The organism is Tardiphaga sp. 172_B4_N1_3, assembly GCF_052076035.1.
GTDB lineage: Bacteria > Pseudomonadota > Alphaproteobacteria > Rhizobiales > Xanthobacteraceae > Tardiphaga > Tardiphaga robiniae.
This window is the reverse complement of the sequence record NZ_CP197238.1, coordinates 4,008,869-4,022,581: the sequence shown is the minus strand read 5'-3', so window position 1 is coordinate 4,022,581 and position 13,713 is coordinate 4,008,869. Positions and strand designations below refer to the sequence as shown.

Sequence of the window (13,713 nt, the reverse complement as noted above, 5' to 3'; positions counted from 1 at the left end):
ATCATTCTATCGAGCGATAACAGGACGTCCAGCCATGCTCCCGAACATCTCTATCAAAGCCAAGATCACCATCGTTATCGCTTTTCTGTTAATCGCAATGACGGGGATGGGGGCGCTTGCTGTCAGCAAGATGCAGACGATTAACGCCAATGCGTCGGACATTCAGAAAAACTGGCTTCCAAGCGTCCGTGTTCTCGGCGGGCTGCGGGCGACGACCATCGATTATCGCAATCTGGTGCGCGCACACATCCTCGCAGCCAATGCTGACCAGATGCAGAAGACCGAGGCTGGTATCGACACCATCGTCAAGCGGGCCGCCGATGAGCGGACTGCCTATGACAAGTTGGTATCGAGCCCCGAAGAGCGCGCAATCTTCAACGACTGGAGCAAGGAGTGGGATAACTACGTATTACGCAGCCAGGAAATCTTTGTCCTCGATCGCAAGAATCTCGGCAAAGGCAGTCAGGAAGCCCATGAGCTCAATCTGAATGTGATCAATCCGCTGGGATCCAAAGCCGATTTTGCCCTGCGCAAGGCCATCGAATTCAACGACAAGGGCGCGGCGGCATCGGGACAGAAGGCCGATGACAGCTATGGTTCGGCGCTGACGACGGTCATCGCGATCATTGCAGCGACGGCGGTCATCGGCATCGGTGTCGGCATTTATCTGGTCAAGGACGTGTCGTCGGGTATCGCTTCGATCGTGCAACCGATGCAGGCGCTGAGCGCCGGCGACCTCACGGCGCATGTGGCGCATCAGGGTGAAAAGACCGAGATCGGCGCGATGGCCGACACGCTTCAGGTGTTCAAGCAGGCGTTGATCGACAAACGCGCGGCAGATGAAGCTGCCTCTGCCGACGCCGAAGCCAAGATCGAGCGTGGTCGCCGCGTTGACAATATCACCCGCGAATTCGAATCGATGATTGGCGAGATCGTGGAGACCGTATCGTCGGCATCGACCGAACTCGAGGCCTCTGCGAGCACGCTGACCGCGACGGCCGAACGTTCCCAGGACCTGGCCACCACAGTGGCGGCAGCGTCTGAAGAAGCTTCCACCAACGTCCAGTCGGTGGCATCGGCCACTGAAGAAATGGCCTCGTCGGTCAACGAGATCAGCCGACAGGTGCAGGAGTCGGCGAGCATCGCCAATCAGGCGGTCGACCAGGCGCGGCGTACCAATGATCGCGTCAGCGAACTCGCCAGTGCTGCGTCCCGCATCGGGGACGTCGTCGAGCTCATCAACAATATCGCCGGCCAGACAAACCTGCTGGCGCTCAACGCAACCATCGAGGCGGCGCGTGCCGGTGAAGCGGGCCGGGGCTTCGCGGTCGTGGCTTCCGAAGTAAAGGCATTGGCCGAGCAGACCGCCAAGGCGACCGGCGAGATTTCGACGCAAATTTCTGGTATCCAGGCGGCGACGCAGGAATCGGTCGGCGCCATCAAGGAAATCGGCGACACCATCGGCCGGATGTCCGAGATTGCCTCGACCATCGCATCGGCGGTGGAAGAGCAGGGTGCCGCGACGCAGGAGATTTCGCGTAACGTCCAGCAGGCGGCACAGGGTACCATGCAGGTCTCGTCGAACATCACCGACGTGCAGCGTGGAGCGTCCGAGACCGGCTCTGCGTCGTCGCAGGTGCTTTCGGCCGCGCGGTCGCTGTCATCGGACAGCACACGTCTCAAGAATGAAGTGGGCAAGTTCTTGAACTCGGTGCGCGCTGCCTGACGGGCTTTAACACAAGTGTACAACGTAAAAGCCGGCGCGTGAGCGTCGGCTTTCTTGCGCGATAGTGTTGTTATGCGCGTGCGCTACGTTCACTCAAGAAGCCATGCGCAAGAAGCAGTCATGATGCACCGCTCCTTAACTTTATCCGGACAATCTCGATCACGAGATCGTTGAAAGCTATCGACGCTCGGTCGGCAGCTCCAATGCATGCCGTGTCTTAAAACCCAGAAAATGCCATTCGTGCAGTTGCGCGCCAACGGTCAAAAACCGAGGGACTATCACCTATGTTTGCCAGCCTGTCCATCCGCACCAAGATCACTCTTGTCGTCTCGTTCCTGCTGCTCGCCATGTCTGCAATGGGCGCGCTGGCCATCAAGCAGATGTACACCATCAACGGAGCGACATCCGACATCGTCACGAGCTGGCTGCCGAGCGTGCGCGCTCTGGGTGAAGTCCGCGCTGCAACGATCAGCTATCGTTCGGTGGTTCGTGGACATCTGCTTGCGACCGATGCCGCAGATACGAAGGTCCAGGACGACACGCTGGTGCGTTACGCCGAGATGCTCGACAAGGCGCGCAAGAGCTATGAGCCGATGATTTCGTCGCCTGAGGAACGCGCGATGTACAACGAATTCAGCAAGCTCTGGAGCGAATATATCGTCGCATTGCAGCCGGTTCTTGCATTGTCGCGCAAGACCGCACGTGATGAAGCGCGAGATATGAACGTGAAGGTCAACCAGATTGGCTTCAAGGCGGATGAAGCTCTGCAGAAGGATGTCGAGCTCAACAACAAGGGAGCTTTGGCGACCGGAGAACTGGCGACGGACAGCTTTGGGGTCGCCATCAAGATGGTGATCGGTTCGCTCTTGTTTGCGGTTGTTGTCGGCGTCGGTGCGGCTATCTTGCTGGTGCGCGATGTCTCCGCCGGTATTACGTCGATCGTGCTGCCGATGCAGGCGCTTGGTACAGGAGATCTGTCAGCAAATGTTCCGCATCAGGGCGAGAAGACCGAAATCGGTACGATGGCGGATTCGCTGCAGGTGTTCAAGCAGGCGCTGATCGACAAGCGCGCGGCGGATGAAGCTGCAGCGGCCGATGCAGAAGCCAAGATCGAGCGTGGCCGCCGCGTCGACAGCATCACCCGCAACTTCGAATCGATGATCGGCGAGATCGTCGAGACGGTGTCGTCGGCATCGACCGAACTGGAAGCCTCGGCAGGTACGCTGACCGCCACGGCGGAACGTTCGCAGGAATTGACCACGACGGTTGCCGCAGCCTCCGAAGAAGCATCTACCAATGTTCAGTCAGTGGCATCGGCAACCGAGGAAATGGCCTCGTCGGTCAACGAGATCAGCCGTCAGGTTCAGGAGTCGGCTGCAATCGCAGGGCAGGCGGTCGATCAGGCGCGCAAGACCAATGATCGCGTCGGCGAGCTCGCCAGCGCTGCATCGCGCATCGGCGATGTGGTCGAGCTGATCAACAACATCGCAGGCCAGACAAACCTGCTGGCGCTTAACGCCACCATCGAAGCAGCGCGTGCCGGCGAAGCCGGTCGCGGTTTCGCGGTCGTGGCTTCCGAAGTGAAGGCCCTCGCTGAGCAGACTGCCAAGGCGACTGGCGAGATCTCGACGCAGATTTCCGGCATCCAAGCGGCGACGCAGGAATCGGTTGGCGCTATCAAGGAGATTGGCGACACGATCGGCCGCATGTCGGAGATCGCCTCGACCATCGCTTCTGCGGTGGAAGAGCAGGGTGCCGCGACGCAGGAGATTTCCCGCAATGTCCAGCAGGCGGCGCAGGGCACGATGCAGGTCTCGTCGAACATCGTTGATGTGCAGCGTGGTGCGACAGAGACTGGATCTGCCTCGACTCAGGTTCTCGCTGCGGCGCAATCGCTGTCCTCGGACAGTACGCGATTGAAGGATGAAGTCAGCAAGTTCCTGAACGCGGTGCGGGCAGCCTGATGGCTTGTAGGGTGGGCAAAGGCGCTCTTGCGCCGTGCCCACCGCAGCGCTTTCGATGATGGTGGCGGGCACGCTGCGCTTTTGCCCGCCCTGCGGATGTCGAGCGTTCTATCTCGTACTCGCCGACACCAGTCCCGCGATGTCCATATAGGTGCGCACCAGCGGGGCGACGAAACGATGCGCCGATGTCTTGGACACCAGCGTATCGTGCAGGATCAGGTGGTCGATGCCGGTATTGATGAAACACGCCATGGCGTCGCGCGGAGTCTCGACGATCGGCTCGCCCTTCACGTTGAACGACGTGTTGAGCAGCACCGGCACGCCGGTGAGCGCATCGAATTCCTTCAGCAGCCGATAGAGCACCGGATTGGTGTCTTCCGTGACGGTCTGGATGCGCGCCGTTCCATCGATGTGCACAATGGCCGGAATCTTCTCGCGCCATTCGGGGCGCACCGGGGCGGCGATCAGCATAAACGGCGAATCCTGATCGCCTTCGAAAATCTCTCTGGCGCGCTCGGCGAGCACAATCGGCGCGAATGGCCGGAACGGCTGACGATGTTTCACGCGTGAATTAAGGATGTCCTTCATCTCCGGTCGGCGCGGATCGGCGATGATGCTGCGATTGCCGAGCGCGCGGGGGCCGTATTCCGAGCGACCCTGAAACCAGCCGATCACTTTCTGGTCGGCGAGCAGCTTGGCCGTATCGCGGCAGATATTGTCGCTGCGCACCGCGCTGGTCTGCGCCTTGACGAGTGTGCGCTGGGTCGCTGTCTCGACGTCGCGATCGGTGTAAGTCTTTCCCGTGTAGGAATGCGTCATCACATAGGAGCGCGGCTGCTTCTGTACCTCCAACAGGCCGTAATAGGCGCAGCCGATGGCGATGCCGTTGTCGCCGGCAGCGGGCTGGATCCAGACATTTTCGAAGCCGGCTTCGCGGGCGATGCGGCCATTGGCGACGCAATTGAGCGCGACGCCGCCGGCGATGCAGAGGTTCTTTGCGCCGGTCGTTTCGCGCAGCCAGCGCGCGCGGGCGAGCAGCACCTTCTCGGTGTCGTCCTGCACGCGCCAGGCGAGATCCTCCCAGTGCCGCATGGACGGATGGGTGTCCCACTTGCCGTCGCTGTCGGCGATATAGGGCTGGTTGTATTCGGGGGTCCAGCGCGGCACGCTGAGGACATTGTCGGTGATATCCATCAGCGGCTTGACCTGGTCGCGGCGGCCATAGGGCGCCAGCCCCATCAGCTCGCCGCATTTGTTCCAGTCGCCGAACACATAGGTCGAGGCCCGGCTATAAAGCGCCCCGAGGCCTGGCATGTTGTAGAATTCATCGCTGAGGAAGCCGCGGTCCGGCTCCATCCAGACTTTCTTGAGGCAATCGAGCTGCGTGCCCTTGAACGTGTAGTAGCTCTCGGATTCCCGGGCGAGCTTCGAGCCCGGCTCGTCGCCGGGATAGACCTCCATCACATCGGAGCGATAGCTGCCGACGCCGTCGACGATCATGATCGCCCCCTCTTCGAAGGGGCAGACGGCAAACGCGCTATAGGCGTGCGCCAGATGATGCGAGATCGTTTTGACCTTGCCGGTGCGCGCCCGAAACAGCGGATGGACGCTGGCGTCCTGCCGTTCATATTCGGGCAGGAAGCCCGGCATGTCCTGATAGATCAGGCGGTCTTCCATCTCCGGAACCGGCAGGATGTAGCAATTGCTCACCACCACGTCGACGTCGCCCAGCGTGATGCCTTCGGCGTCGAGGACGTAGTCGATCACTTCCTTGTAGAACCCCGTCGCGTGTTTCTCGCGGGTAATCCGCTCCTTCTCGATCGCATAGGCCAGCGCGCCGTTGCGCAGCAGGCAGGCGCTGACGTCGTGATCGTAGGTGTTGAGACCGAGGATGTAGCTGGGTTTGGACATGAATCAGCTTCTGACAATTCGCGGGAAGGGACGAATGATGGGATCGAGCTGCTAATGCAGACGCGGCGGGTGGGGCTGACCGCATATTCGCAGTTGCGAGGTGCAGCGATCAGCATAGTGCGAGGCAATATGAAGAGAAGATGAACGCAGGAGGTCAAAAGCGAGGTGACCGCGTGAAGGTGCGCATTCGTTCGTAGTGACAGCGTTGCCGGCAACTTGACCGGCGTTCGAGCTTGACCCTATTGTAAAGTTGTTCGTGCGTGCACGCCTTGTGATGGCCATATTACTATTCTGGTTTCAGCACCTGTGTGAATCAAGAATTGCTCACTGAACGATTCGAGGCCGGAAGCATTCTAAAGCCGTGCTTCTGCAGAATGGGAGTTCCTAAGAATGGCTCAAACCAAAACGACGCGCCACAATATCGTGACCCGCTGCCTGGCAGCGATGGCGCTTGTGTCTGTCTACTGTGTTGGTCTGATCGGCGCATCCACGGTGTTGCTCACCACGAGCAGCACCTCGGCCGAGGCCCGTGGCGGTGGTCGCGGTCGTGGCGGCGGCGGTTGGGGCCGTGGACGCGGTGGCGGCTTCTATCGTGGCGGCGGTCGTGGCTATGGTCGCGGCTATGGCTTCTACGGTGGACCGCGCTTCGTGGCGCCGGGCTGCTATTTCAGCCGTCGCTGGGGCCGGGTGGTCTGCCCGTACTAAGTCATAAGCGCCACGGCGCTGAATGAACGAGATAGAGAGGCGCGCCGGGTAACCGGGGCGCCTTTTGCTTTCCAGGCTCGCCTTTCTCCAGGAAACGGGCCTCTCCTTCGGGAATGATTTGTCGAAAGCTACCCTCCTTGCACAATGCTGAGGTCGCTTTTGGCATGCCATCTTGTGTTTTCTCATCCAAATTCCAATGTCGGCATGGCAAGCTTGCGCGCCCGCGCATGGCAATTCGGTCCTCCCACCCTGGAACCTTCATGAGTGCCCTGTTCTCTCCCTTCAAGCTGCGCGACCTCACGCTGCCAAACCGCATCGTCATTGCGCCGATGTGCCAGTATTCTGCCGAAGATGGCCGGGCGACCGACTGGCACATGATCCATCTCGGCAATATGGCCCTGTCGGGCGCCGCAATGCTGGTGATCGAAGCGACCGCCGTGGAAGCCATCGGCCGCATCACACCCGGCGATCTCGGCCTCTATAATGACGCGACCGAAGCCGCGTTGAAGCCGGTGCTGGCGGCAATCCGCAAGCATTCGAACATTGCCGTTGGCATGCAGATCGCCCACGCAGGCCGTAAGGCGTCGAGCCACGCCCCATGGGATGGCGGCCAGCAGGTCCCGCTCGACAAAGGCGGCTGGGTCGCCCAGGCGCCCTCGGCCATTCCGCAGAAACCCGGCGAACTGGCGCCGCAGGAGATCGACGTTGCCGGCCTCAAGCGCATCCGCGATGCCTTCGTGGCCACGGCGAAGCGCGCCGAGCGGCTCGGCATCGATGCGCTCGAGATCCACGGTGCACATGGCTATCTGCTGCACGAGTTTCTTTCACCGATCTCCAACCAGCGCACGGACAATTATGGTGGTTCGCTGGAAAATCGCATGCGCTTTCCGCTCGAAGTATTCGACGCTGTGCGCGCAGCGTTTCCGGCCCACAAGCCGGTTGGCGTCCGGGTCTCGGCGTCGGACTGGGTCGAGGGCGGTTGGGATGTCGAGCAGACCATTGTGTTCGCGCAAGAGCTCAAGAAACGCGGCGTTGACTGGATGGATGTTTCGTCCGGCGGTGTCTCGCCGCAGCAGAAGATCGCGCTGGGGCCGGGTTATCAGGTGCCGTTCGCTGAAGCCGTGAAAGCGGCGACGGGACTGCCGACGATTGCGGTGGGGTTGATCACCGAAGCGCAGCAGGCTGAAGACATCGTGGCCTCCGGCAAGGCCGATCTGGTCGCCATCGCACGTGGCATTCTCTACGACCCGCGCTGGCCGTGGCACGCGGCGGCGCAGCTCGGCGGTCAGGTACAGGCGCCGCCGCAATACTGGCGCTCGCAGCCATCGACGCAAAAGGCGCTGTTCGGCGATACGACGTTCGGCGGCCGCTGAGCCACTTCAAGGTACCTCACTTTCAACACCCACACATTGTCCCGCAAGCCGGGTGCGATGTGTGGGTGTTTGTCTTTGCTCCGCGTCCACTCCGCGAATGGCAGCCCTGCGGCAGCATCGTGTTTACATGACAGAATGTCGCACCTACACAGCGCAAAATTCTGCGCCGTAAAATAATCGTGGCATCCGGCGCTGCCCGCCTGTCGAGAGGAGCCCCGCCATGGCCCGCCATTTCTTATGGCTTCTGCTGATCCCCTTCGTCGGCCTGCTCTGGGTCCCGTTCTACAATTTTCATGATCCGGTGCTGTTCGGCTTTCCGTTCTTCTACTGGTACCAGCTCGCCTGGGTGCCGATGACCGCCTTTCTGACCTGGCTCGCTTACCGGACTTACGCCAATGAAGACTGAGCTCGATATTCCCGCCGTTGCGGTCTTTCTGTTCTTCTTCGCGCTCGTCACCGTGATGGGCTTCGTCGCCTCGAAGTGGCGCCGCCCGAAAACGCTGGCCAGTCTCGACGAATGGGGCCTTGGTGGCCGCCAGTTCGGCACCTGGATCACCTGGTTTCTGGTCGGCGGCGATTTCTATACCGCCTATACGGTGATCGCCGTGCCGGCACTGGTCTATTCGGTCGGTGCTTACGGCTTCTTCGCGCTGCCTTACACGATCCTGGTCTATCCCATCGTGTTCATGGTGATGCCGAGGCTGTGGCAGGTCGCCAAGGACAACGGTCATGTCACTGCCGCCGACGTTGTGCATGGCCGCTATGGTTCACGCATGCTGGAAGCAGCAGTCGCCATCACCGGTGTCGTCGCCACCATGCCCTATATCGCGCTGCAGCTGATCGGTATGGCCACGGCTGTGAAGGCGCTTGGTTTCGAAGGCGAACTTCCGCTGATCGCGGCCTTTGTCGTGCTGGCGCTCTACACCTACTCGTCGGGCCTGCGTGCCCCGGCGCTGATCGCCTTCGTCAAGGATATCATGATCTATATCGCCGTCATCGCGGCAGTGTCAGTGATCCCCGGCAAGCTCGGCGGCTATGCCGCAGTGTTCGACGCCGCCGATCAGGCATTCAAGGCCAAGGGCTCGGGCAGCATCCTGCTGCAGCCCAGCCAGTATGTCGCCTATGCCACGCTGGCACTCGGTTCGGCGCTCGCAGCCTTCATGTATCCGCATACTCTCACGGGCATTTTCGCCAGCAAGAGCGCCACGACCATCCGCAAGAACGCCGTACTGTTGCCGGCCTATACGCTGATGCTCGGCCTGCTGGCGCTGCTCGGCTACATGGGCCACGCCGCCAAGTTGAAGCTCGCCAGCAATAATGACGTGGTACCGGCGCTGTTCCAGACGCTGTTTCCGAGCTGGTTCGCAGGCTTCGCTTTTGCGGCGATTGCCATCGGCGCGCTGGTCCCGGCAGCGGTGATGAGCATTGGTGCTGCCAATCTCTTTACCCGCAATTTCTGGAAGGCCTATGTCAATCCGCAGGTCGATACGGCGGGCGAAGCAGCCGTTGCCAAGATCGCGTCGCTGGTGGTGAAGGTTGGCGCGCTGCTGGTGATCATCTATCTGCCGACGCAGTTCGCGCTCGACCTGCAGCTTCTCGGAGGCCTGTGGATCCTGCAGACGCTGCCGGCCTTGATCTTCGGCCTGTTCACCCGCTGGTTCACCGCGCCGGCGTTGCTGACCGGATGGGTGGTCGGCCTGTTCGGGGGCACATATCTGGCCTGGACGGATGGTCTCAAGCCGCTGCACATGCTGTCGATCGGCAGCTTCCAGGCGACGGTCTATGTCGGTCTGATTGCCCTCGTCGCGAATATCGTGGTGGCAATGCTGGTCAATCTCGTGGTGCCGAAGCCGGTGGCAACGGCCGAGGCGGCGAGCACGTAAGGGCCCCCCGTAAAGCCCGCGCGCGCATTGTTTCCGGCGCGCGCTGGCTTTATTGTCCGCGCGAATGCCCGCCATCCCTGTGCGGGACCGCCGGATGGAGCTTGCCTGAGTGACTGAATCGATGCGCATCGGCACGCGCAAAAGCACCATGGCGCTGGCCCAGACCGAAGAGATCGCGCGCCGGCTTGCGGTTGTCGCGCCGGAACTGGCCGTCGAGATCGTGAAATTCGAGCCGGTCGGCGACCGTGACCAGACCAGCAATCTCCTGAAGCATGGCGGCAAGGGCGGCGCTTTCGTCGGCGAAATTCGCGCGGCCGTGCTCAAGGGTACGCTGCATGCGGCGATGCATTCGCTGAAGGACATGCCCGGCAATGAAGACACGCCGGGTCTCGTGATCGGCGCCACGCTGGTGCGCGATCCGCCGACCGATGCACTGGTGCTGCGCGAAGGCGTTAGCCTCGACGATCTCAAGCGCACGCATGGCAAAGGCTTCAAGATCGGCACCAATGCCGTACGCCGTGCCGCCTATATCCGCCGCCTGTTTCCCGAGATTGAGGTGATCCATTTCCGCGGGGCTGCCGATACGCGCGTGCGCAAACTCGACAATGGCGAGATGCAGCGGCTGCCTGATGGCGACGAGGTCGGCCCCGCCGACGCGCTGATCATGGCGCGCTCGGGTCTCGAGCGCGTTGGATTGGCGAGCCGCATCGCACGTGATTTCACGCCGCAGGAAATGTTGCCGGCCGTGGGACAGGGCATCGTCGCAGTCGAATGCGCGGCGCATGATTGGGGCACGCGGCGCTATCTATCGCTGATCGACGACCCTGCGGCGCATCTGTCCTGCGATGCCGAGCGCGAGGTGCTTTGGGTGCTGAACGGCCACTGCAATTCGCCGATCGCCGGTTATTCGGTGATCTCAGGGCACGAGATGTCGCTGACCGCATCGGTGTTGGATGAAGCCGGCGGGCAGTTCATTGAGGTAACGCGCATAGGGCCGGCGGATCGTCCGCGCGAGCTTGGGCGGGCTGTCGGGCTGGAGCTGCTCGACAAGGGCGCCGGCGCGCTGATCGAGGCCAATCGGCCGGAGCACTAGGCCGTTCGATACGACACTTTGCCCTCTCCACGTCATGCCCGGGCTTGACCCGGGCACCCATCCTTTGATGTACGACAGTGAAGTTGGATGGCCGGGTCAGGCCCGGCCATGACGGAGTGTGTGGCGACTAGCTCTCCGCCATCCCCACCGACCACAGTGCGAACGCATAGACGATCGCGATCTCATCCAGCCGGTTGAAACGCCCGGACGCGCCACCGTGACCGGCGCCCATATTCGTCCGCAGCAGCACCGGCCCGCCACCCGTCATCGTCGCGCGCAGCCGTGCGATCCATTTCGCCGGCTCCCAATAGGTGACGCGTGGATCGGTGAGGCCACCCATCGCCAGAATCTTCGGATAGGCTTTCGCCGCGACCTGGTCATAGGGCGAGTAGGACAGGATGGTCTTGAAGTCGGCTTCGCTCTCGATCGGGTTGCCCCATTCGGGCCATTCCGGCGGCGTCAGTGGCAGCGTGTCGTCGAGCATGGTGTTGAGCACATCGACGAATGGCACTTCGGCAACGATGCCGGAGAATAGCTCGCCGGAGCGATTGGCGACGGCGCCCATCAGCATGCCGCCGGCGCTGCCGCCATGGCCAACGATGTTTTTCTCGGATGTATATTTCGCTGATATCAGCGCACGCGCAGCGGCCGCGAAATCATCGAATGAGTTCGTCTTCTTGTCGCGCTTGCCGTCGAGATACCAGCCCCAGCCCTTGTCGGCGCCGCCGCGGATATGCGCGATGGCATAGACGAAACCGCGATCGACCAGCGACAGCCGGTTGGCGGAGAACGACGCAGGCATCGCCATGCCGTAGGAACCATAGCCATAGAGCAGCAGCGGCGCCTTGCCGTCCCGTGCCAGGTCCTTGCGATGCAGGATCGACACCGGGACTTCGGCGCCGTCATGGGCCTTGGCCATGATGCGCGTGGTGAGATAGTCAGCGGGGTTGTGGCCGGACGGGATCTCCTGACGCTTGCGCAACGTCCGTTCGCGCGTCGCCATGTCGTAATCATAGACTTCCGACGGCGTCGTCATCGAGGAATAGGCAAAGCGAAGCGTGGTCGTATCGAATTCGTAGCCGCCCATGGTGTCGAGCGAATAGGCGGCTTCGTCGAAGGCGATGGCGTGTTCGTCCTTGGTGGTGAGATCGCGAATCACGATCGACGGCAGCGCATTGGCACGCTCCAGACGGACGAGATGGCCGGCAGTGAGATCCATGTCGAGGACATAGATGCCCTCGCGATATGGGATCAGGTCCGTCCAGTTGCCGCGCGCGGGCGAAGCCAGCGGTGCGGTGACGATCTTGAAGTCGATGGCGCCATCGGCATTGGTCAGGATGAACAGCTCGTCGCCGCGATCGGCCAGCGAATATTGCACGCCGTCTTCGCGCTTCGCCACGAGTCGCGGCGGCGCGTCTGGCGTGGCGAGATCGATCAGTTGCTGCTCGGAGGTCTCATGATCGCCGCCGGCGATGACGCAGAAGCGGCCGCTGGCGCTTTCATGGATATGGGTGAACCAGCCGGAATCCTGCTCCTCGAATATCAGCCTGTCGTCCGCCTGTCTGGTGCCCAGCCTGTGCAGCCAGACCTGCATCGGACGATGATTGTCGTCGAGCTTCACATAGAAGAAGGACTTGCAATCGAGCGTCCACACCACGCCGCCATCGGTCTCCTCGACCACGTCGTCGAGATCACTGCCGGTGGCCCAGTCACGCACGCGGATGGTGAAATATTCCGAGCCCTTGACGTCGGCACTCCAGGCTTCCAGCGCGTGATCAGGTGAATGGCGGGCGCCGCCGAACTTGAAATATTTGTGGTCGGCGGCAAGCCTGTCGCCATCGAGAACGATGGTGGCCTCGCCGCCATCCCGCGGCATGCGGCCGAATAATTCATGCTGGCCGCCCTCGCGGAATTTCCGCAAATAAGCATAAGGGCCATCCGGCGACGGGACGCTGGAATCGTCTTCCTTGATGCGGCCGCGCATTTCCGCAACCAACTTGGTCTGCAGCGCCGCCGTGCCGCCGAGCAGGCTCTCGGTATAGGCGTTCTCGGCCTCCAGATAGGTGCGGATCTCCGGCTCCAGCACGCTGGGATCGCGCAACACCTCCTGCCATTTGGCATCCTTCAGCCAGGCATAGTCATCGGTCACAGTGATGCCGTGGGTCGTGGAGGAATGCGGATGACGCGGCGCAACCGGCGCGGGCATGGAGGATGTCTGCTTTGTCATGAACGCTCTTTTCGCGGAAGCCTGATCGGATATGATTACGGAACACGCGCGCATCGGCGCCTGCCCCGCATATTGGATATTCCATGGATATAGAGATTATCGACCGCCTTGCCATCCGCGATCTGATTGAAAACTGGGTAGTCTGGCGCGATGCCGGCGACTGGGATCGCTTTCGCACTGTCTGGTTTGACGATGGCCGTATGGTGGCCACCTGGACCCAGGGCACGGCCGACGAGTTCATCGCCATGAGCAAGGCTGGCTGGGCCAAGGGCGTCTCGATCATGCATTTCCTCGGCGCGCAATCGATCGATCTCGCTGGCAACCGCGCAATTTCGCAGACCAAGATGACCATTGCCCAGCGCGCGCTGGTGCACGGCGTCAATGTCGACGTGATGCTGACCGGACGCTTCTATGATTTCCTCGAAAAGCGTGACGGCAAATGGGGCATGGTGCTGCGCCAGCCGATTTATGAAAAGGACCGCATGGATCCCGTCGTACCCGGTGCGCCGCTGAAGCTCGATACGGATCTGCTCGCGAGCTTCCCCGAGGGCTATCGCCATCTCGCTTATATGCAGAGCCAGATCGGTTATCAGATCAAGCCAGACATGCCCGGGCTGCGCGGCGACGCGGTGGAGGCGCTTTATGCCAGTGGGAAGAAATGGCTGAACGGCGAAAAGCTGGATCGGTAGCCGCCTTACCCTCAGCCCTCATTGCGAGGAGCCTCTTGGCGACGAAGCAATCCAGTCTTTCCTTGTCGCTTTCTGGATTGCTTTGTCGCTCCGCTCCTCGCAATGACGTGGATAGTTGATAAAGAACAAAAAAGACTGGGAG

General features: G+C 61.4%; 10 protein-coding genes. 8 read left to right on the top strand and 2 right to left on the bottom strand.

Annotated elements, in window-relative coordinates; genetic code table 11:
• The first annotated feature begins 34 nt into the window (after nucleotides 1–34).
• Entirely contained in the window at nucleotides 35–1,726 is a 1,692-nt protein-coding gene (locus AB7783_RS19090; protein ID WP_441278495.1) for a methyl-accepting chemotaxis protein, read from the top strand.
• Between the two features lie 284 nt (nucleotides 1,727–2,010).
• Entirely contained in the window at nucleotides 2,011–3,690 is a 1,680-nt protein-coding gene (locus AB7783_RS19085) for a methyl-accepting chemotaxis protein (RefSeq protein WP_441278494.1), read from the top strand.
• Nucleotides 3,691–3,798: 108 nt separating this feature from the next.
• Here the strand turns inward: AB7783_RS19085 and AB7783_RS19080 are convergent, their stop codons facing one another.
• A complete protein-coding gene (locus AB7783_RS19080) occupies nucleotides 3,799–5,601 on the bottom strand; it encodes a carbamoyltransferase family protein (RefSeq protein ID WP_441278493.1) in 1,803 nt (600 codons plus the stop codon).
• Between the two features lie 390 nt (nucleotides 5,602–5,991).
• On the opposite strand from AB7783_RS19080, the gene AB7783_RS19075 reads away from it, so the two are divergent.
• From AB7783_RS19075 to hemC, 5 genes are all read left to right on the top strand, one after another.
• Nucleotides 5,992–6,306 carry a hypothetical protein gene (locus AB7783_RS19075; protein WP_089265834.1) on the top strand — a complete coding sequence of 105 codons (315 nt, stop codon included), beginning with the start codon at nucleotides 5,992–5,994 and terminating at the stop codon, nucleotides 6,304–6,306.
• 260 nt (nucleotides 6,307–6,566) lie between these two features.
• Entirely contained in the window at nucleotides 6,567–7,679 is a 1,113-nt protein-coding gene (locus tag AB7783_RS19070; protein ID WP_441278492.1) for an NADH:flavin oxidoreductase/NADH oxidase, read from the top strand.
• Between the two features lie 220 nt (nucleotides 7,680–7,899).
• A complete protein-coding gene (locus AB7783_RS19065) occupies nucleotides 7,900–8,085 on the top strand; it encodes a DUF3311 domain-containing protein (protein WP_093757178.1) in 186 nt (61 codons plus the stop codon).
• Nucleotides 8,075–9,562, top strand: coding sequence for a monocarboxylate uptake permease MctP (mctP, locus tag AB7783_RS19060; protein ID WP_441278491.1), 1,488 nt, complete (start codon nucleotides 8,075–8,077; stop codon nucleotides 9,560–9,562). The genes AB7783_RS19065 and mctP overlap by 11 nt, the downstream gene beginning before the upstream one ends.
• 109 nt (nucleotides 9,563–9,671) lie before the next feature.
• Nucleotides 9,672–10,655: a hydroxymethylbilane synthase gene (hemC, locus tag AB7783_RS19055; RefSeq protein WP_441230703.1), complete on the top strand. Its 984-nt coding sequence runs from the start codon at nucleotides 9,672–9,674 to the stop codon at nucleotides 10,653–10,655.
• Nucleotides 10,656–10,782: 127 nt separating this feature from the next.
• On the opposite strand, the gene AB7783_RS19050 is transcribed toward hemC, so the two are convergent.
• Nucleotides 10,783–12,882 (bottom strand): S9 family peptidase, encoded by a 2,100-nt coding sequence (locus AB7783_RS19050; RefSeq protein WP_441230702.1) that lies wholly within the window; start codon nucleotides 12,880–12,882, stop codon nucleotides 10,783–10,785.
• 83 nt (nucleotides 12,883–12,965) lie between these two features.
• On the opposite strand from AB7783_RS19050, the gene AB7783_RS19045 reads away from it, so the two are divergent.
• Complete coding sequence (locus tag AB7783_RS19045) at nucleotides 12,966–13,571, top strand: nuclear transport factor 2 family protein (RefSeq protein WP_441278490.1); 606 nt, start codon at nucleotides 12,966–12,968, stop codon at nucleotides 13,569–13,571.
• The last annotated feature ends 142 nt before the right edge of the window (nucleotides 13,572–13,713 follow it).

Bases quoted from the DNA above. Each gene is read 5' to 3' on its own strand.
- AB7783_RS19080 (WP_441278493.1), bottom strand. From the start codon at position 5,601: ATGTCCAAACCCAGCTACATCCTCGGTCTCAACACCTACGATCACGAC.
- mctP (WP_441278491.1), top strand. From the start codon at position 8,075: ATGAAGACTGAGCTCGATATTCCCGCCGTTGCGGTCTTTCTGTTCTTC.
- AB7783_RS19075 (WP_089265834.1), top strand. From the start codon at position 5,992: ATGGCTCAAACCAAAACGACGCGCCACAATATCGTGACCCGCTGCCTG.
- AB7783_RS19050 (WP_441230702.1), bottom strand. From the start codon at position 12,882: ATGACAAAGCAGACATCCTCCATGCCCGCGCCGGTTGCGCCGCGTCAT.
- AB7783_RS19090 (WP_441278495.1), top strand. From the start codon at position 35: ATGCTCCCGAACATCTCTATCAAAGCCAAGATCACCATCGTTATCGCT.
- AB7783_RS19070 (WP_441278492.1), top strand. From the start codon at position 6,567: ATGAGTGCCCTGTTCTCTCCCTTCAAGCTGCGCGACCTCACGCTGCCA.
- AB7783_RS19085 (WP_441278494.1), top strand. From the start codon at position 2,011: ATGTTTGCCAGCCTGTCCATCCGCACCAAGATCACTCTTGTCGTCTCG.
- AB7783_RS19045 (WP_441278490.1), top strand. From the start codon at position 12,966: ATGGATATAGAGATTATCGACCGCCTTGCCATCCGCGATCTGATTGAA.
- AB7783_RS19065 (WP_093757178.1), top strand. From the start codon at position 7,900: ATGGCCCGCCATTTCTTATGGCTTCTGCTGATCCCCTTCGTCGGCCTG.